The 18,230-nt window shown below is 45.4% G+C and carries 14 protein-coding genes, 1 tRNA gene and 1 pseudogene; 10 read left to right on the top strand and 6 right to left on the bottom strand.

Translation table 11 applies throughout. The features are described 5' to 3' along the window. Positions 1-465 precede the first annotated feature (465 nt). From QT984_RS25880 to QT984_RS25870, 3 genes are all read left to right on the top strand, one after another. Positions 466-1,449, top strand: coding sequence for a calcium-binding protein (locus tag QT984_RS25880; RefSeq protein WP_333054076.1), 984 nt, complete (start codon positions 466-468; stop codon positions 1,447-1,449). A 130-nt stretch (positions 1,450-1,579) separates the two neighbouring features. Further along, positions 1,580-2,617: a calcium-binding protein gene (locus QT984_RS25875; protein ID WP_333212321.1), complete on the top strand. Its 1,038-nt coding sequence runs from the start codon at positions 1,580-1,582 to the stop codon at positions 2,615-2,617. 251 nt (positions 2,618-2,868) lie between these two features. Beyond that, positions 2,869-3,921 (top strand): calcium-binding protein, encoded by a 1,053-nt coding sequence (locus tag QT984_RS25870; RefSeq protein ID WP_333054078.1) that lies wholly within the window; start codon positions 2,869-2,871, stop codon positions 3,919-3,921. Positions 3,922-4,001: 80 nt separating this feature from the next. Here the strand turns inward: QT984_RS25870 and QT984_RS25865 are convergent, their stop codons facing one another. From QT984_RS25865 to QT984_RS25855, 3 genes are all read right to left on the bottom strand, one after another. Next, a complete protein-coding gene (locus tag QT984_RS25865) occupies positions 4,002-4,454 on the bottom strand; it encodes a Uma2 family endonuclease (protein ID WP_333212365.1) in 453 nt (150 codons plus the stop codon). An 18-nt stretch (positions 4,455-4,472) separates the two neighbouring features. Then, the gene (locus QT984_RS25860; RefSeq protein WP_333054079.1) at positions 4,473-4,661 is read right to left on the bottom strand and encodes a hypothetical protein; all 189 of its coding nucleotides are present in this window, start codon (positions 4,659-4,661) and stop codon (positions 4,473-4,475) included. 79 nt (positions 4,662-4,740) lie between these two features. Beyond that, the gene (locus QT984_RS25855; RefSeq protein WP_333054080.1) at positions 4,741-5,217 is read right to left on the bottom strand and encodes an ankyrin repeat domain-containing protein; all 477 of its coding nucleotides are present in this window, start codon (positions 5,215-5,217) and stop codon (positions 4,741-4,743) included. A gap of 36 nt (positions 5,218-5,253) precedes the next feature. On the opposite strand from QT984_RS25855, the gene QT984_RS25850 reads away from it, so the two are divergent. Beyond that, positions 5,254-6,516: a lipid-A-disaccharide synthase gene (locus tag QT984_RS25850; RefSeq protein ID WP_333340493.1), complete on the top strand. Its 1,263-nt coding sequence runs from the start codon at positions 5,254-5,256 to the stop codon at positions 6,514-6,516. 362 nt (positions 6,517-6,878) lie between these two features. On the opposite strand, the gene QT984_RS25845 is transcribed toward QT984_RS25850, so the two are convergent. After that, positions 6,879-7,823, bottom strand: coding sequence for a fused MFS/spermidine synthase (locus QT984_RS25845; protein WP_333054082.1), 945 nt, complete (start codon positions 7,821-7,823; stop codon positions 6,879-6,881). A 718-nt stretch (positions 7,824-8,541) separates the two neighbouring features. On the opposite strand from QT984_RS25845, the gene QT984_RS25840 reads away from it, so the two are divergent. Then, complete coding sequence (locus QT984_RS25840) at positions 8,542-9,612, top strand: ATP-binding protein (protein WP_333054083.1); 1,071 nt, start codon at positions 8,542-8,544, stop codon at positions 9,610-9,612. Between the two features lie 79 nt (positions 9,613-9,691). After that, entirely contained in the window at positions 9,692-12,253 is a 2,562-nt protein-coding gene (gene priA / locus QT984_RS25835; protein WP_333375220.1) for a primosomal protein N', read from the top strand. A gap of 232 nt (positions 12,254-12,485) precedes the next feature. On the opposite strand, the gene QT984_RS25830 is transcribed toward priA, so the two are convergent. Next, positions 12,486-12,556: transfer RNA gene (locus QT984_RS25830), tRNA-Cys, on the bottom strand. Between the two features lie 175 nt (positions 12,557-12,731). Between QT984_RS25830 and cpdA the strand changes: the two genes are divergently transcribed. The 3 genes from cpdA to QT984_RS25815 all read left to right on the top strand — a co-directional run bounded on the left by cpdA (position 12,732) and on the right by QT984_RS25815 (position 16,163). Further along, complete coding sequence (gene cpdA / locus QT984_RS25825) at positions 12,732-13,511, top strand: 3',5'-cyclic-AMP phosphodiesterase (RefSeq protein ID WP_333275067.1); 780 nt, start codon at positions 12,732-12,734, stop codon at positions 13,509-13,511. A gap of 191 nt (positions 13,512-13,702) precedes the next feature. Next, positions 13,703-15,181, top strand: coding sequence for an alpha-amylase (locus QT984_RS25820; RefSeq protein ID WP_333054086.1), 1,479 nt, complete (start codon positions 13,703-13,705; stop codon positions 15,179-15,181). Positions 15,182-15,386: 205 nt separating this feature from the next. Then, positions 15,387-16,163 (top strand): SDR family NAD(P)-dependent oxidoreductase, encoded by a 777-nt coding sequence (locus QT984_RS25815; protein ID WP_333054087.1) that lies wholly within the window; start codon positions 15,387-15,389, stop codon positions 16,161-16,163. A 156-nt stretch (positions 16,164-16,319) separates the two neighbouring features. On the opposite strand, the gene cofG is transcribed toward QT984_RS25815, so the two are convergent. Beyond that, on the bottom strand, positions 16,320-17,273 hold the full coding sequence (gene cofG, locus QT984_RS25810; RefSeq protein WP_333054088.1) for a 7,8-didemethyl-8-hydroxy-5-deazariboflavin synthase subunit CofG: 954 nt from the start codon (positions 17,271-17,273) through the stop codon (positions 16,320-16,322). 361 nt (positions 17,274-17,634) lie between these two features. On the opposite strand from cofG, the pseudogene QT984_RS25805 reads away from it, so the two are divergent. Further along, positions 17,635-18,230: pseudogene (locus QT984_RS25805) on the top strand (photosystem II q(b) protein); the annotation flags it as partial.

Raw genomic sequence — 18,230 nt, 5'->3', positions numbered from 1 at the left:
GAAAACGCTTGCCATTAGGCGATTTGAGCCTGCACATGACACAATTCGACAAATTTAGGTCAAATTTTCGTTACATTTTTTTATAAATTCCTTGAGCAAATACTCCAATTTTTATTTACAAAAGTTTACTTGACTTTATTGTGATTATATGTATACGATTAATTATTAGGATAAAAATAATTTAAAATTAACAAAAAATTGAGAAAAAAATCCTGAAAAAAGTTCCCACTTTTGTAGAAGTGATCACACTTGCGATAGAGCAATTAACTGAGGGGAAAAAGGTATAATTTTTGAAGGCATAATGTAGCCTTCGGATAATTGCTGAGTCACAAAAAGTGATATTATACCAGGAACTTAAAACCATTTTATAACGTCCGTTTGGTGTAAATTCCTGATCGGCGCTCCAGTTCATCGAAAACTAATGAATATTCACGATCAAACTCATCAAAACTTTAGGGGGAAAACATGGCTAACTACGCAATTTTCGACGAACAATTCTACCTGGCTTCATATCCTTGGGTCAAACCAGCCATTGACGCCGGAGTCATCTCATCTGGGAGAGAACACTTTGAAAAATTTGGTCAAGCCGGCGGTCTAACCAAAGTATCGCGTTATTTTGACGAAAATGCTTACCTTGCTGGGAATCAAGACCTCGCAGCCTTTGTCCGCACAGTCAACCCAAACGCACCTTTTGCTACAGGCCTCGATCACTTTATCCAGTTCGGTTACGATGAAGGACAGCGCCGCGCCCAAGTATCACCCGAATACAACGAAAGCTTTTATTTAACAAACAACTCTGAACTCCAACCGTTCGTTCAAAACGGAACTTTCAAATCAGGCTTCGACCATTTCATTCAATTCGGGGCAAAAGAAGGTCGGTTTGGGACTTCATTTTTTGAACCGGAATACTTAAAAGAAAACCCCGACATCGTGCCGTTTGTCAACTCTGGAAACTTGAAAACAGGGCGCGAACACTTTTTCAATTTTGGACAATTTGAGCCTGCCCGCGACGCGACTTTTGTCGGCACCCGTACCAACGATGTTTTAACTGGTGTGGGCGTGGGCGATGTCGAACTTGTGGGAGTGGAAGTAGGTATTGATCCCCAAGGCAATCGGCAGTATGAAAGCTTTGGCACAAATGAATTCGATGTCCTGATTGGTGGTCCGGGAGCTGATAGATTCGTACTCGGAGTTCCTGCTACAGCCGGGAATGTCACCCCGACACCGCTGTATTTGGGTAACGGTCAAGCTACCATTCGCAACTTCGACATAGAAAGCGATTTTATCCAACTGCAAGGAACTTCTTTAAACGGCTACAGCCTGACTCCGGTTGGTAGCAATTTGTCAATCCAGCGTTTTGGAGACGTGCTAGGCGTGATTGAAGGAGGAGCAAGCTTGGGTTTAAGCTTCCAAGAATCTAACGGTAATGGTACTTTCTTGATTGGATAGTCATTGGTCACTGGTCATTAGTCATTGGTCATTAGTCATTAGCTCAGGCTGATGATTAATGATTTTTTATTGGTGGTGGGCGATGGTTTTATAAAAAAGTACGATCGCACTTTACTTTAAACAGCCAACTATGAATTACGATATCTTCGACGAACAATACTACCTTTCGCAATATCCGTGGCTGAAACCAGCCATTGATGCAGGCATCATCAAATCTGGAAGAGAACACTTTGAAAAATTTGGTCAAGCCGCCGGCCTCACCAAAATATCGCGGTATTTTGACGAAGAAACTTACCTTGAGGGAAATCCAGAGCTTAAACCCTTTGTCCGCACTCCTAACAATCCAAATGCGCCTTTTGCTACAGGCTTAGATCACTTTATCCAATACGGTTACGAAGAAGGTCGCACTCGCGTATCGCCTGAGTATGACGAAGCGTTTTATGTAGCAACTAACCGAGATTTGCAGCCGTTTATTCAGAATGGAACGTTTAAAAATGGCTACCAGCATTTCATTCAATTCGGGGTAAAAGACGGTCGGTTGCCTACTTCTTTCTTTGAACCACAATTCTTCAATAACGAGGCCGCTGGGCTGATCATATCTGGAACCTTGAAAACCCCTCGCGAATACTATTTCAAGGTTGGGCAATTCGATCCGACCGGTCGGCCGGTGACTTTTGTCGGAACTTCCGGCAATGACATCCTCACTGGTTTAGGGGTGGGGAAGGTCGAATTAATTGGAGTTGAAGTAGAAGCCCCTAGGGGCCTTCGACGGTATGAAAGTGACGGCAGCAATGAATTCGATACTCTAATTGGCGGTAGCGGTCGCGATACATTCGTGCTCGGCGACTTGTCAGAGTTGCCACTAGGCACGATGGGGGGCTTGTCGAACCTCCAACAGTTCTACATCGGGCCGGGTTTTGCGACAATTCGGAACTTTACCCAAGGTCAGGATAATATTCAGCTAGTAAGGACTTCCTTAGAGGAATTATTGGTGTTTCCCATTAACAATAATCGAGATTTAGCTATTCAAACCAACGGCTTGCCCGTCGTTAAAAATGGAGTTACAGAAATTAGTAGCTTTGACACGCTGGCTGTTATTGAAGGTGGCGGAAATCTCAAGTTGAATCCATTACCAGACTCTAGTTTTTTTAGAGCTTTACTTGGGTAGAAATATCGAAGGTATTCAGGATTTGCCTGATTGCTGCTGGGGAGTGCGATCGCACTTTCCTATGCCAACAACTCGCATTCCGCGATCGCACTTTACTTTCTCCAATAAACAACGATGAATTACGACATCTTTATAGAGCTTAAATGAGATTTGACTGACACTTGGAAAAAATCACCCGATCAGGTAATTGTCTCAGTTTCAGATTATTGATAAATTGCATAAACAGCTCATTAAAGCCGCAGTGGGAAAACATGGCTAATTACGCAATTTTTGACGAAAAATACTACCTTGCTCAATATCCTTGGGTGAAACCAGCCATTGATGCAGGAGTTATCCAATCTGGAAAAGAACACTTTGAAAAATTCGGTCAAGCCGGGGGCTTAACTAAAGTATCGCGATATTTTGACGAAGCTACTTACCTTGCGGGCAACCCCGACATCGCTGCCTTAGTCCGCACCCCCAACAACCCAAATGCGCCTTTTGCGACCGGGCTAGACCACTTTATCCAGTTCGGTTACGAAGAAGGTCGCACTCGCGTATCCGCTGAGTATGACGAAGCGTTTTATGTAGCAAATAACCGACAGTTGCAGCCGTTTATTCAGAATGGAACTTTTAAAAATGGCTACCAGCATTTCATTGAATTCGGCATCAAAGACGGTCAGTTTGGGACTTCTTTATTGGAACCGGAATACTTACAAAAAAACCTCGACATTCTGCCGTTTGTAGAATCGGGAGCCTTGAAAACTGGTCGCGAACATTACGTCAATTTCGGCAAAAACGAGCCAAATCGGTCTGCTACTTTTGTCGGAACTTCCGGGAATGACATCCTGACTGGTTCCGGGATGGGGAAAGTTGAATTAATTGGAGTTGAAGTAGGTTTAGGTACAGGTAATGGCTTTGGTTCCGGTAGAAATTATGAAAGTGACGGCAACAATGAATTCGATACTCTCCTTGGCGGTAGTGGCCGCGATACATTTGTACTTGGTACACCTTTAGTAGGCAGTAAGGGGAACCCGGCCGGAATCGCACAGTTCTACATCGGGTCGGGTTTTGCTACTATTCGGAACTTTACCCAAGGTCAGGACAGCATCCAGCTAGCAGGGTATGATTTAGAGCAATTCTTGATTGTTCCGATCAACAATAATCGAGATTTAGCTATCCAAACGAACGGCTTTCCAACCGATTTTCAAAATGGAGTTACTCAAGTTAGTCGCTTTGACACGATCGCGGTTATTGAAGGTGGCGGAAATCTCAAGTTGAATCTATTACCAGAATCGCCTTTTGCAACACTTTTAATTGGATAGAATTATCGCACCTATTCGGGAGTGGCATTGGTGTGCTGTTGGTACGATCGCACTTTCAAAAAATGGGCGATCGCACTTGCCTATTCCGGCAACTCGCCGAAGCGATCGCGATATTGATCTACCAATTCTTCAGCCGTCAAATACCTACTACCTCGTTCGTCAAACCAGTACAAAACCTCCAACGGTGTTTCCCCATCGCTGTAACGACCTCGACCAATGCCTAAACCCACTTCCGGCATCCAGAAAGGTTCACCAATTTGCTGTTCGTACTCGCCATTTACCAAACGATAAACTTCAAACGGTTGATGTTGGTCTCGTCGCCAGTAGTAGGGATTGTAAATCACATAGTACAGCACGCCCAACCGGGCATAAATATCAATTTTTTTATCGTATTCACCGCCGTAAGTTTGAGAAACAATCTCTAGGGCAAAAATCGGGGGAATATTATTTTCTTCCCACAGGACGTAACTAAGGCGCAAAGTATCGCCTTTGAATCTTTCGACACCCAAACTCAAGAAGCCGTCAGGAACGATTGGAACCAGATGACTTACTCACGTCGTGTGATAAACTCCCATATCCACGGCAAAAAACCAGTCGTTCCGCTGCAGCCAGTGAAATTTGAGCAAGAATAACAGTAAGTTGGGAAGAAAGTTTTGATTTTCGTTATCCACAGGAGTATCATCCGAAGAAGGAAGTTCGGCGCTAGTTGGCAAACGCATTTCTCGATCGAACAGTACCATGATAGGAAAAGGGCAAATTTATTCATTAATTGTACCCTCCAGAAACCGGGTTTCTCGAATAAACCCGGTTTCTAAGTTTTTAATGCCGATCGCGCGCTAGCTTCAAAACCTCAACCGCATCTTTGTGACCCTCGGAAGACGCCCAAATTAAGGCAGTCCAAGTATTATTATCATACGCTTTAATATCAGCTCCTTTATCGATTAAAAATTCCACAACTTGAGTGCGCCCGCTACCTGCAGCACTCATCAAAGCCGTCAAACCAAAATTAGTTTTAGCGTTCACATCCGCCCCCGCCTCCAGCAAAAGCTGTACAATCTCCGTATGTCCGGCAGCAGCGGCACTCATTAACGGCGTCCACCCGTCATTATCCTGACTGTTGACATCCGCACCAACCGCCAGCAATTTTTTGACGATCGCCGAATTGCCAGCCTCAGCCGCAGTTGTCAAAGCCGTCGCACCTTCCTCATCTTTGGCATTGATATCTGCACGCTGTTCGATCGCACTTTCTACAGCGGCAACATCACCCGTCTTGACGGCATCAATTAAATTTGTCATAAATTCTCCCTTGCATCCTTTCAAATCTTAAATCCTATGGCAGTAGATATTTTAATCCTCTCCAACGGCCCCGGAGAATTGGCAACTTGGGTGCGTCCCGTGGTGCAAGCTTTGCGCCAGCAATTAGCAAACGCGGGCACTCAAGCGCGAATCTCTGTGGTGCTGTCCCCCTGTCCGCACGCCACCGGGAAAGAAGCACAAATCGCTTTTTCCTACCCAGAAGTTGACAGAGTGCAAGCACCGGAGCATTTTTTTCCATTCTTATTATCGGGCAAAACTGCTGGAAATTGGGATTGGTATGAAACAGGAGTTGTTTTGTTTTTAGGCGGCGATCAATTTTTTACGGTTGTTATTGGAAAAAGGCTAAAATATCGCACTGTTATTTATGCTGAATGGGACGCGCGCTGGTATCGCTGGATTGATAAATTTGCGGCGATGAAACCAGAAGTTTTTGCTAAAATTCCCCAAAATTATGCTAATAAATTTACAGTTGTTGGAGATTTGATCGCCGAAGTAGGGAACGAGAAATCGGGCAGGGCGGGCACGGGGGCAGCGCCCCTACGGAAAATAGAATTAATTGGATTGTTGCCCGGTTCTAAAGCGGCTAAATTAGCTTTAGGTGTACCGTTATGTTTGTCGATCGCCCAATCCATCCATCGCCTTCGCCCTCAAACTCGCTTTGTAATTCCCGTTGCTCCTACGATAGATGTGCAAACTCTAGCACGTTTTGCCGATCCGAAACAAAATCCTTGCCTGCATTTATTTGAGAACGCTAGCGCCGAACTTCATTTAACAGAAACGCCGTTTTTGCAGACAGAAAATAACTTGCAAGTAGAACTTTGGACGCAGACACCAGCCTACGATTTGCTATCAGAATGCAGCCTTTGTTTAACTACTGTGGGAGCGAATACTGCCGAATTGGGTTCGTTAGCCGTACCGATGATTGTTTTGATACCCACGCAGCAATTGGATGCGATGAAAGCTTGGGATGGTTTGCCCGGTTTGCTGGCTAATTTGCCGTTAGTCGGTTCAGTTTTTGCTACGGCGATTAATTGGCTAATCTGGCAATTGGGAAAGGGAAAGCTTTATGCTTGGCCGAATATTTGGGCACAGGAGGAGATTGTGCCGGAGTTAATTGGGAAGCTGGAACCGGAAGTAATTGCTCAATTGGCGATCGACTATTTGAGCCATCCTGATAAATTAGCACAAATGGGCGATCGTTTGCGTGCGGTTCGAGGAGAATCGGGGGCGGCGAAAAAAATTGCTGAATTGGTTTGTGAAGAAATTGAGGTGCAATAATCAATAAAACCTGGTAGGGGCAGGTTCACCAACTATCTCTGACTGTAATTCATAATCTAAATAAACCCGCCCCCACCCAACGGTAAATCTCAATCTGCATTATTCCCGTATTTTATAAATAAAATAGGAAATAATTTGATTTGTATCGTAGGGGCGGGTTCACCACAAATCTCTGACTGTAATTCACGATCTAAATAAACCCGCCCCCCCCAACTCAATCTGCATTATTCCCGTATTTTATAAATAAAGGTTGATACAGGCTATTAGTTGGGTGGGGGCGGGTTTTTGAGATTGTCGGTTTTTGGCAATTATTGTTGGTGAACCCGCCCCTACAGGAACTTAACCTCGATTTCAATTTAACTTCACTGACTGACAGAGCCTTTCCCGAAAAACTTAGGCGGTGCTGCCATAGTGTAAACTTCGGTTTCAGCGGCGATTACCTGCCGTAAGTGACCGGGAACTTGCATCAACCCCAACAGTGTAATTCCGTCGAACATCCGCAACCCGCCGGTGGTTTTCTCGGCGAGTAATTTGTCAGTAACTTCTGGATCTGGTCGCGTATTTATTTCTTGATTAGAAGCTACGGCAAAACCCCAAGGAGCTCCATAAGTAGAAATAAAGCTGGTGCAGGATTGAACGTTGGAGAAAACAGATTTCAGGGTATTTACAATGCGAGCGTGCATTTTCATTTCTGCCGGAGAAACGGGGCCCGCTTGCACTACGAAATATCCGTTAGGTGACATTACGCTGCGAACTTTCTCAAAATACTCTTTGGTAAACAACTGGAAAGATGGGCCTTCTTCAATGGGATCGGACAAGTCAGAAATGACAATATCCCAATCATTGTCAGTTTTATCTAAATAGTCCAAAGCATCGCCGATTACTACTTCGCAGCGGGGGTCATCAAAGGCGTTTTGGTGCATTTCGGGCAGGTGTTCGCGGCAAGCTTCTACTACTTCGCCGTCAATGTCGATCATCACGACTTTTTCAACTGTTTTCCAGCGCAGCACTTCTCTAATTGTAGCTCCTTCTCCGCCGCCGAGAACTAGGACTTTTTTGGGTGAACCGTGACAAATCATGGCTGGGTGTACCAGGGGTTCGTGGTACAGAAACTCGTCGCCAGTACAAGATTGCCATTTGCCGTCCAAAACTAAGCCTTTGCCGTAGGTACCGGTCTGAACCACGTACATTTCTTGATAGGCTGTTTTCTTGTAAGCGAGCACCGCGATGATGCCGTGAACGTAAATATCCCAGGGGGTAATGTACTCGCTCATCCAAAAGTCTGCACGAACTTCGCTACCTGACATCAATTACTCTCCAAATATAAACTGCTGTGTCGATGTTGTCACAAGTAGTAGTTCTTATCACACAATGGTGCGGGTGTGTGAGTACGATCGACACATTAAATTGAGATTTTTCAGCAATGGTATAGTGTGATTGCGTTCTGGGAACTCGGAAGCGCCTTGGTACTTGAGATTGCTTGTGGGCGATCGCCCACCCAGTCGAGATCACTTTTCCCGTCGCCCCCGGTCGAGATCGCTCACATTTAATATTTCCCCTTTGCATTGCCCACGGGTTTTGTACAAAGGTTGTCTGAACCGGGCAATTTTTCGCACTGGGCCCGCCTTGATAAGTTTGCGATCGGCCTGCTTATTTATCAATAATCGGATGAAAACCCCGCAAATGCGAGAGCGGAGAATAAAAGTAGCGATCGGTTTTAACCCGATTTTTTATTAATATGTTGACATTTTGAATGTATCTTAGATAAAATTTTTAAATCCACCCAAACCCATAAAATATTGATTTTTTTTGATAATAATGCAGAGTCTATGTGCGACGACTTTATAACTAAGTAAAGGTGACAACTAAATTCTCTAATAAAAACGCTCTTAATCTGTGGCAGTGTTTAAATCTTTTGTAAAAATAAAATTGTGTGGGGAGTAGGGTTTGGCGTTCCGCCCGCCCTGAATATACAATTTAAATGCGCTACAGCGTACACTATTTTTATTTTCAAAACAATAGCCTATGGAACCAACCGACTGGGAAAAAAGAATCAAAAAGCTGGAAAATGAAAATCTAATTTTGCGTAAACAACTAGAAAATTCGGAAACTGAACGCAGCCAATCAGAAGCCCTTAATAAAAAAAAAGAATCTTTGCTAAAAATACTAACTGAGGATTTTAGAGATTCCGAAAAAAAGTTAAAAGCAAGAATATCTACACTCGAAACAGCTCTGAATAACCAGCAAACCATGCAGCTCAAATTAATTGAAGCAGAAAAAATGTCGGCTTTAGGCATTTTGGTAGCTGGTATTGCCCACGAAATCAATAATCCCGTTAACTTCATCTACGGCAATATTACCTATGTCAATGACTACGCAGCCGACATTTTAAAATTGCTCGCAATGTACCAGGATCGTTATCCCGAAACAGATGCAGAGATTGAAGAATTTCTAGAAAAAATTGACATCGACTTTCTGCGCGAAGATTTGTTGAAAACTCTTTCGTCAATGAAACTTGGCTCCGAGCGCATCCGCGAGATTGTGTTGACTTTACGCAACTTTGCGCGGGTAGATGAAGCTGAAAAAAAACCAGTTAACATTCACGAAGGCATTGACAGCACTTTGTTGATATTGCAACATTTAACCAAAGAACAACCAGGTCATTCGGCTATAAAATTTATTAAAAGTTATGGAGATTTGCCCAAGGTGGAGTGTTATGCTGGGCAATTAAATCAGGTGTTTATGAACATCATTAATAATGCTGTTGATGCCCTGCGGGAGCGAGAACAAAAATCTTCACTAGACGAGCTCGAAGCTAACCCTGTCCAGATGACAATTACTACTTCTATTATTGCAGATAATTGGGCAAGAATTAGCATCAAAGATAATGGTCTGGGAATGAAGGAATCTGTAAAAGCGAAAATTTTCGATCCGTTTTTTACCACCAAACCAGTTGGGCACGGGACGGGTTTGGGATTGTCAATTAGCTATCAGATTGTTGTGGACAAACACGGCGGGAGGTTAGAGTGCATCTCCGCAATTGGAGAAGGGACTGAATTGGCGATCGAGATTCCGATCGCCAATTCCCGCAGCTAAGATCGATCGATCGAGCTAAACTGAGGGATAATGAAAACTCCCTTTGACCGCGGCTCCTCCTAGTTTGATGTGCAACCCTATGTCTACTGTCACTTTTGGTTTGTCAACCCCTATAGCGGCAGAAGCCGGGGCATCCTACGGCAGCAGCGAACCGCCCCAGCGCCCCACCGTGCAAGCAGAGTGGATCGAGGTATTGGTGGACTCTCCTTACAGGGTTGCGGGGGATTCGCCTGGGGAGGAAAATAAGTTATTTACCTATCGTTTACCTGCGGAACTTACCGTGCAACCAGGGGATATCTTGAGTGTACCCTTTGGCAGTCAACAGGTAGGTGCGATCGCGATTCGGTTCATTTCTCAACTGCCACGCGACTTAGATCCCACAAGGGTTAAAGATGTCGAAGATGTTGTCAGTGCGGGTTTTTTCCCACCGACTTACTGGGAATTGCTCGATCGCACTGCCACCTATTATTGCACACCTTTAATTCAAGTAATTAGAGCCTCACTGCCGCCCGGTTTGTTAAGCCGTTCCGTGCGCCGAATTCGCTTAATTAAGGACGCAATTTCTCCGAATGCCGAAACATTTCTCAATCCGGCAGCGAGTCAAATTTTGCAATTGCTGCAAGCTCAAAAAAACGGCGATTACACTTGGCAATACCTCCAGCGACAAGTTAAGGGAAGTTATCGAGGATTGAAAGATTTATTGAAACGCGGTTGGGTAGAAAGTTATTTAGAACCTCCCAATCCTCCCAAACCACAACTCAAACCGGCAGTGACATTAATTGCTAGTGCATTTGTCACAGATTTAACCAAGCGGCAACAAGAAGTATTGGAAGTTTTGCGACGCGGCGGCGGTGAAATGTGGCTGAACGATTTATTGAGAATTTGCAGCGCGAGTTCTTCTGTTGTCAAAAATTTGGAACAAAAAGGTAGCGTTGTAATTGACCAAAGGGAAGTGCTCAGGGGCGATCGCGGAATTTCTCAATTGCCCGATGCACCGAAGACTTTAACTCATTTTCAAGCTGAAGCTTTAGCGTTTATTAACTCTTTTTCGGGATTCCGTCAAGTGCTGCTGCACGGCGTTACAGGTTCCGGGAAAACCGAAGTGTATTTGCAGGCGATCGCCCCAATCTTAGCCAGCGGCAAATCCGCCCTCGTACTCGTTCCCGAAATCGGTTTGACACCGCAACTTACAGACAGATTCCGCGCCCGTTTTGGCGAGCAAATTTGCGTTTACCACAGCGCCCTATCCGACGGCGAACGTTACGATACATGGCGTCAGATGCTGACTGGAACCCCGCAAATTGTCATCGGCACGCGATCGGCCATTTTCGCACCTTTACCTCACCTCGGCTTAATTATCCTCGATGAAGAACACGACAGCAGCTTCAAACAAGACCAACCAGCCCCCTGCTACCACGCCCGCACCGTTGCCAAATGGCGCGCCGAATTAGAAAATTGTCCCTTAATTTTAGGTTCCGCAACGCCAGCTTTAGAGACTTTGGTGGGGACGCGCCGAGATTATTACTCGTTACCAAATATCCATTATTTATCATTGCCCGATCGCATTTATTCCCGCCCGATGCCGCCTGTGGAAATAGTCGATATGCGCCAAGAATTGCGGCAAGGAAACCGCTCAATTTTCAGCGCTTCCCTGCAAAACGCGCTCGAACAATTGCAAGCAAGACAACAGCAAGGTATTCTATTTATTCACAGAAGAGGACACAGTACCTTTGTCTCTTGTCGAAGTTGCGGCTATGTGATGGAATGCCCGAATTGCGATGTTTCCCTGTCTTATCACCACGTCGGCGAAGGAACAGCAGAAATATTGCGCTGTCACTACTGCAACCACACCGAACGACACCCCCAAAATTGCCCGGAATGCAGTTCTCCTTACTTCAAAAACTTTGGTAGTGGCACTCAGCGAGTCGAACAGGAATTAACGAGATTGTTTCCAGAATTGCGGGCAATTCGGTTTGACAGCGATACGACTAAAAATAAGGGCGACCACCGCAGATTGTTAACGCAATTTGCTAACGGGGAAGCTGACATTTTGTTGGGTACGCAAATGCTGACGAAAGGGTTAGATTTAGCGGGAGTAACATTGGTGGGAGTTGTGTCTGCTGATGGGTTGCTGAACTTATCAGATTATCGGGCCAGCGAACGAGCTTTTCAAACATTAACTCAAGTCGCGGGCCGTGCGGGCAGAGGCGACGATCCGGGGCGGGTAATTATTCAAACTTACACTCCCGAACACCGGGTTATTCAAGCAGTTAGGCGGCACGAATATGCGGGTTTTGTGGAAACAGAATTAGCCGAAAGAGCGGCGCTGAATTATCCACCTTCGGGGCGGCTTGTATTGTTGCGATTGAGCAGTGCAGATGCGGCGGAAGTTGCGGTGACGGCGGTACAATTGGCGTCTGTTTGTCAGGAGTATATTGAGCGATTGTCTGTACCGGGATGTGAGTTGTTGGGGCCTGCACCTGCGGCGATTATGCGGGTGGCAAATCGGTATCGGTGGCAGATTTTGCTGAAGTTGCCTTTGGATGAGTCGGTGGATTTGTCGGATTTGATCGGGTTGCGCGATCGCACGCCGCGTTCTGTTAGTTTAATTATTGATGTCGATCCGTTGAATTTTGGTTGAGGGTTATTGGTTGGGTGGGGGCTGGTTTGGGAGCATCTCATATTTGTAAAAATACTTCTTCTGGCTCCTTCCTTCTTCCTCTTTCCTTCTGCCTCCTGCCTCAAAACTCCTGCCTCAAAACTCCAATTTCTAGCGGAGGGCTGCAAAGGTGAGATGCTCCCGCTGGTTTTTGTATATTAGACTTCTCGATCGCCCAAACGGCATCTTAGCCACATTTCACACAAATTAAAAAAGGCGGCACCCAGATTTGAACTGGGGGTGGAGGTTTTGCAGACCTCTGCCTTACCACTTGGCTATGCCGCCGTCACGTCTGAAATTTGACGTTTTCTTATAGTACACCAAATCTCGAAAAATTTAACATACCTGTCAAAATTTTCGTGAAGCGCAGCTATCCCGTAGGGAATCGGCCTTTTTTCCATATCCCCAAAACCCATCCGAGGCTATTCTATAACTACATCGATCGCCCGCAACACCAGCCATGACACCAGTTTCTCCCCTACTCGTCGCCCAAATCACCGACACTCACTTGTTTGCAGAGATCGATCGAGAATGGAAAGGCCTCTCAACAACCCGCACCCTCCAAGCAGTTCTCGATCGCCTGCAACAGATACAGCCGCCGCCAGACTTACTGCTGCTGACAGGCGACTTATCCCAAGACGAAACACCCGAATCCTACCAGCGCCTCGTCTCCCTCATCGCCCCCCTCGGAATTCCCGCCTACTGGATACCTGGAAACCACGACAACATCCCTGTCATGGCAGAAATCTTAAATCAGTCGCCTCTTTCCCCAGAAAAATCATGGATGCTAGGAAACTGGCAATTTCTATTGCTTTCGAGTGTGGAAGCCGGATGCGACGGCGGGCGGCTTTCCCCAGAAAGCTTGAATTGGCTAGACTCTCAACTGCAACAAACGGGCGATCGACCTGTTATCATTGCCTTGCACCATCATCCTTTGCCGATCGACTGTGAAATCATGGATGGAATGATGCTGCACAATGCCGATGAATTTTTCGCAATTGTCGATCGATATCCTCAAATCAAAATCGTTCTTTGCGGCCACATTCACCAAGAATTTCAACAACAGCGGGGATCAGTTACCTACTTGGGGACACCCAGCACCTGCCTCCAACTTTTACCCAAAAGCCATCCGATTATAGTTGACAAAATCCCGCCGGGATTTAGATTGCTTGAATTGGCGATCGACGGTACTTGGAACACCAGAGTTGAGCGAGTTGCTGCCCAATCGCCACTAACTTAATATTTTTTAGTCTGCCTAAAATTATTAGTATCAAATTTACATTATCTTGTCAATACATCAACAGATAGATTTTTTTTACCAGCCCCATCTTTTATGATATTTATTAACCATAGATTGCAGACATACGTAAACTAGCGAGCTACGAACATAAATGTCGATCGCAATTTGACAAAACAGGAAAAACTAAATATATGTCTGAACTAAATGGCGTCATGATGCAGTATTTCCACTGGTACAGCCCCGACGATGGCAGCCTGTGGAATCAGCTAGCGAAATCTGCAAAAGATTTAGCCAAAATCGGCGTTACATCCCTTTGGTTGCCACCAGCCTATAAAGGAACTGGCGGCGGCATGGATGTGGGTTACGGCGTCTACGACTTATTCGATTTAGGCGAGTTCGACCAAAAAGGGTCGGTACGCACGAAATACGGCACAAAAGATGAGTATTTGGCCGCGATTAAAGCTGCACAAGATGCTGGAATTCGGATTTATGCCGATGTAGTCTTCAACCACAAATTAGGTGCCGATGCAGAAGAAGAAGCCGAAGCCACACCCTTCAATCCCGACAACCGGAATGACACCGTAGGCGAATATCAAAAAATCAAAGCTTGGACGCATTTTACTTTTCCCGGCCGCGATAAAAAATATTCCAGCATGGAGTGGCATTGGTGGCATTTTGACGCCATTGATTACAATGTTTACAACACAGAAACCCATGCCGTTTACCTGCTTAAAGGCAAAGAATTCGATCGAGGAGTAGACTTAGAAAAAGGCAACTTTGACTACCTCATGGGTTGCGATTTAGATATGGATCACCCAGAAGTCAGCGGGGAGTTAAAATACTGGGGTGAGTGGTATGTCGATACAACAAACGTTGACGGCTTTCGCTTTGATGCCGTCAAACACGTTAAAGCAGAATTTTTCCAAGAATGGTTGGAACACGTTCGTAACTATGTCAAACGCGACTTATTTGCAGTCGGCGAATATTGGTCTTACGAAGTGGAAGCTTTGCACTACTTCCTAGAAGCAACGGACGGTAAAGTCTCCTTATTTGACGCACCCCTCCACTACAACTTCCACGCTGCTAGCAAAGCCGGCAATAGCTACGATTTGCGAACAATTTTTGATAACACTCTCGTCCAACAGCAACCCGCCCTCGCCGTTACCTTGGTTGACAACCATGATTCCCAGCCCTTACAATCCCTAGAATCAGTTGTCGAGGCTTGGTTTAAACCCCTTGCCTACGCTTTAATTCTGCTGCGGCGCGAAGGATATCCGTGCATTTTTTACCCGGACTATTACGGCGCTAACTATAAAGATACAGCAAATGATGGCAATGAATACGAGATTTGGTTAGACAAACATCAGTTTATTCTCGATAAATTCTTGTTAGCGCGCCAAACCTATTCCTACGGCAATCAGTACGATTACTTCGACCACGCCAACACTATTGGCTGGACGCGACTCGGAGATGAAGAACATCCGGGTGGCATGGCTGTCGTACTCAGTAACGGAGGCGATGGCACTAAGTTTATGGAAGTCGGACAGCCGAATCGAACTTATATTGACATCACCGAACACATCCAAGAACCAATCACAACTAATGACGATGGTTGGGCTGATTTTCGGTGTAACGCCGGTTCTGTTTCGGTCTGGGTGCCACAGCCGTAAGAACTGCGTTAAAAACTGACCTACTCCTCTGCCTAAAGTAGGGTGTGCACTGCACACCTTACCGCTATAATTAGTAAATTAAACCACTTTTTACTTTCATGATTTTGCTCACCAAAACTTTTTTGTAGTTAGGAGTTTAGTCCTCTATCGACTATTATCTTTATGCTATGCGATCGCGCAAAAAAAAATATTTATATAAAGAATTATGAAGCTTTCAGAAAAAGTTGCCGTTATTACCGGCGGTGGGTCGGGAATTGGTCGTGCAGCAGCAATTTTAATGGCTAAGGAAGGAGCAAAAGTTGCTATTATCGATCGGATTTTAGACACGGGGGAAGAAACCCTCCGCCAGTTGGTCAATGAAGGAGGCTGCGGGCTGGCTATTGCCGCAGATGTTGGAGATTCTGGGCAAATGCAAAAAGCGTTTCAAACAATTTTTGATGAATATCAAAGAATTGATATTTTGTTTGCAAATGCGGGTATTAACGGTGTATGGTCGCCGATAGAGGAGATAGAACCCGATGAGTGGGATAGGACAATTAACACCAACCTCAGAGGAACATTTTTGGCTGTTAAGTATGCTGTTCCTCATCTGAAAAAACAAGGAGGTTCAATTGTAATTACATCATCGATTAATGGTACCAGAAGCTTCAGGAAAGTTGGTGCCACGGCCTACGCTTGTTCAAAAGCTGCTCAAGTAGCCTTTGCAAAAATGCTGGCGCTAGAACTCGCAGCCTGCCAAATCCGAGTCAATGTGATCTGTCCGGGCGGGGTGCTAACTGCCATTGAAGAAAGCACCGTTAAGCGCCATCTCGATCGCATTCCAGTCGCGCCTGATTCCATTCAAGACATGATTCCTTTGACGGATAATACGGCAGGTTCTACCGAAGAAGTCGCCCAATTAGTGTTATTTCTGGTATCACATTCCTCCAGCTTTATCACAGGTACTGAAGTGTGGATTGATGGCGGCGGTTCTTTGATTTAAAATCTCTATAGCAGCAATTTAAAGAATCTTCCTACCAATTACCCATCTTCAATCGAAAATCTAAAATCGATTGACTGACTATCAAGCAATTTGGTCACAAGCCCCCGGATTTATCACGCGGCTCAATTTTTCAATCTAAAATCTAAAATCTAAAATCTAAAATCGATTGACTCTCCTTTGTTTAACAGCCGTTTGCAATGTCTGGGGCAACCAATTATCGTACTGAGGATAAACAGGCAAACGCTTTACGAGTTGCCATCCTGCTGCTGCTAAAATTTCTGTTAAAGTTTGGTGTTGCAGGTGAGGATAATCGGGATTAACTTCATCCCGCGGCCCGATTCCTCCTAAATCTCTAGCACCTGCTTCTAAACAAGCCAGCAATATGTCTGGTTGTGCAACTAAATTGGGCGGAATTTGTAGGGCAATTTCATCAGGTAAAATGCTGCGGGCGATCGCAATTACTTCGGGCATTTTTGTAGCATCAAAAACTTCACCGTCCCAACTTTGTTGATTTCCGGGACTGTGTGGCTGGAGGATAACTTCTTGAATGTGATTGTATCGCGAATGAATCCGGGCGATCGCCTCCAGCGTCTCAATCCAATCTGCCTTACTTTCCCCAATTCCCAGCAGCAAACCAGTTGTAAACGGAATCTTTAATTCCCCAGCCCATTCTAACTGTTGCAGCCGCAGCGCCGGCACTTTACTCGGTGCGTGCCTGTGAACCGTTTGTAACAAATGTGGGGTAAGCTGTTCTAGCATCAGCCCCATCGATACATTTACCTCTTTTAAGTGTGCCATCTCCTCAAAGCTGAGCGGCCCCACATTAGTATGCGGCAAAAATCCCAGAGCAAGTGCCAGTTCGCACAAATCGTAAATCCGCTGCAACCAAGCTTTTCGGCGTTGACTGTGAGGATGTACCTCGCCACTGAGGATGAGAATTTCAATTACACCTTGAGTTTGCAGCAAGTTGAGCTGTTTTTCGGCTTCTGCGAGTGTTAGCCAAGGACTTTGCAGGGGTTCTGCCCGAAAATTGCAATAGGTGCAGCGGTTAAAACACTCGTAAGTGGGAACGAGGGTATAAGCAGGGCTGTAGGTGACGGTGCGAGACATTCCTTGGGATTTTTATCGATCGGACTTACGCAACAACATATATCTGTGCAGTGCGAGTTTTGCGGTTGGCGATCGCAACCCTTCATCTATCTTAACACTGCCCCCGTCCCAAATCTCGTGGCCCCGGTAGATTATGAGTATTCTTCATTGGTGGGCGATCGTCCACAAATTCCGCACTCTGCTTTTTAAAACCCCATACAGCAAGCATTCTGGCTTATTATCAGCGCAGCTTATGACACTCATAATAAAAACTGTTCTTAAAAGGCCTTTACAAACTGAAATAAAAGCTTTATGTTTATTTACATGGCGGAACACAAAGCCGTCACGAACATTGAAAACCAAATAAAGCAATCATAAACAAATGACAACAACCTTACAGCAGCGCGAAAGCGCCAACGTCTGGGAACGCTTTTGTGAGTGGGTCACAAGCACCGACAACCGCATTTATGTAGGTTGGTTCGGAGTCTTGATGATTCCTACCTTGCTCAGCGCCACCATTTGCTACATCATCGCCTTCATCGCTGCCCCTCCAGTGGACATCGACGGCATCCGCGAACCAGTAGCAGGTTCCTTGATGTACGGTAACAACATCATCACAGGTGCTGTTGTTCCTTCATCTAACGCGATCGGCTTGCACTTCTACCCAATCTGGGAAGCAGCTTCCTTAGACGAGTGGTTGTACAACGGCGGCCCTTACCAATTGGTAATTTTCCACTTCCTCATTGGCGTTTTCTGCTACATGGGTCGTGAATGGGAATTGTCCTACCGCTTAGGTATGCGTCCTTGGATCTGCGTCGCTTACTCTGCACCAGTTGCAGCAGCAACCGCAGTATTCTTGATCTACCCAATTGGACAAGGTTCTTTCTCTGACGGTATGCCTTTGGGTATCTCCGGTACATTCAACTTCATGATCGTGTTCCAAGCCGAGCACAACATCCTGATGCACCCCTTCCACAT

Source organism: Microcoleus sp. Z1_B2 (assembly GCF_036700325.1).
In the GTDB taxonomy this organism is placed as follows: Bacteria; Cyanobacteriota; Cyanobacteriia; order Cyanobacteriales; family Microcoleaceae; genus Microcoleus.
This window is presented reverse-complemented; position numbering and strand designations above follow the sequence as displayed.

Coding starts and splice junctions, on each gene's coding strand:
- QT984_RS25880 (WP_333054076.1), top strand. CDS start 466: ATGGCTAACTACGCAATTTTCGACGAACAATTCTACCTGGCTTCATAT.
- QT984_RS25875 (WP_333212321.1), top strand. CDS start 1,580: ATGAATTACGATATCTTCGACGAACAATACTACCTTTCGCAATATCCG.
- QT984_RS25870 (WP_333054078.1), top strand. CDS start 2,869: ATGGCTAATTACGCAATTTTTGACGAAAAATACTACCTTGCTCAATAT.
- QT984_RS25860 (WP_333054079.1), bottom strand. CDS start 4,661: ATGGTACTGTTCGATCGAGAAATGCGTTTGCCAACTAGCGCCGAACTT.
- QT984_RS25855 (WP_333054080.1), bottom strand. CDS start 5,217: ATGACAAATTTAATTGATGCCGTCAAGACGGGTGATGTTGCCGCTGTA.
- QT984_RS25850 (WP_333340493.1), top strand. CDS start 5,254: ATGGCAGTAGATATTTTAATCCTCTCCAACGGCCCCGGAGAATTGGCA.
- QT984_RS25845 (WP_333054082.1), bottom strand. CDS start 7,823: ATGTCAGGTAGCGAAGTTCGTGCAGACTTTTGGATGAGCGAGTACATT.
- QT984_RS25840 (WP_333054083.1), top strand. CDS start 8,542: ATGGAACCAACCGACTGGGAAAAAAGAATCAAAAAGCTGGAAAATGAA.
- priA (WP_333375220.1), top strand. CDS start 9,692: ATGTCTACTGTCACTTTTGGTTTGTCAACCCCTATAGCGGCAGAAGCC.
- cpdA (WP_333275067.1), top strand. CDS start 12,732: ATGACACCAGTTTCTCCCCTACTCGTCGCCCAAATCACCGACACTCAC.
- QT984_RS25820 (WP_333054086.1), top strand. CDS start 13,703: ATGTCTGAACTAAATGGCGTCATGATGCAGTATTTCCACTGGTACAGC.
- QT984_RS25815 (WP_333054087.1), top strand. CDS start 15,387: ATGAAGCTTTCAGAAAAAGTTGCCGTTATTACCGGCGGTGGGTCGGGA.
- cofG (WP_333054088.1), bottom strand. CDS start 17,273: ATGTCTCGCACCGTCACCTACAGCCCTGCTTATACCCTCGTTCCCACT.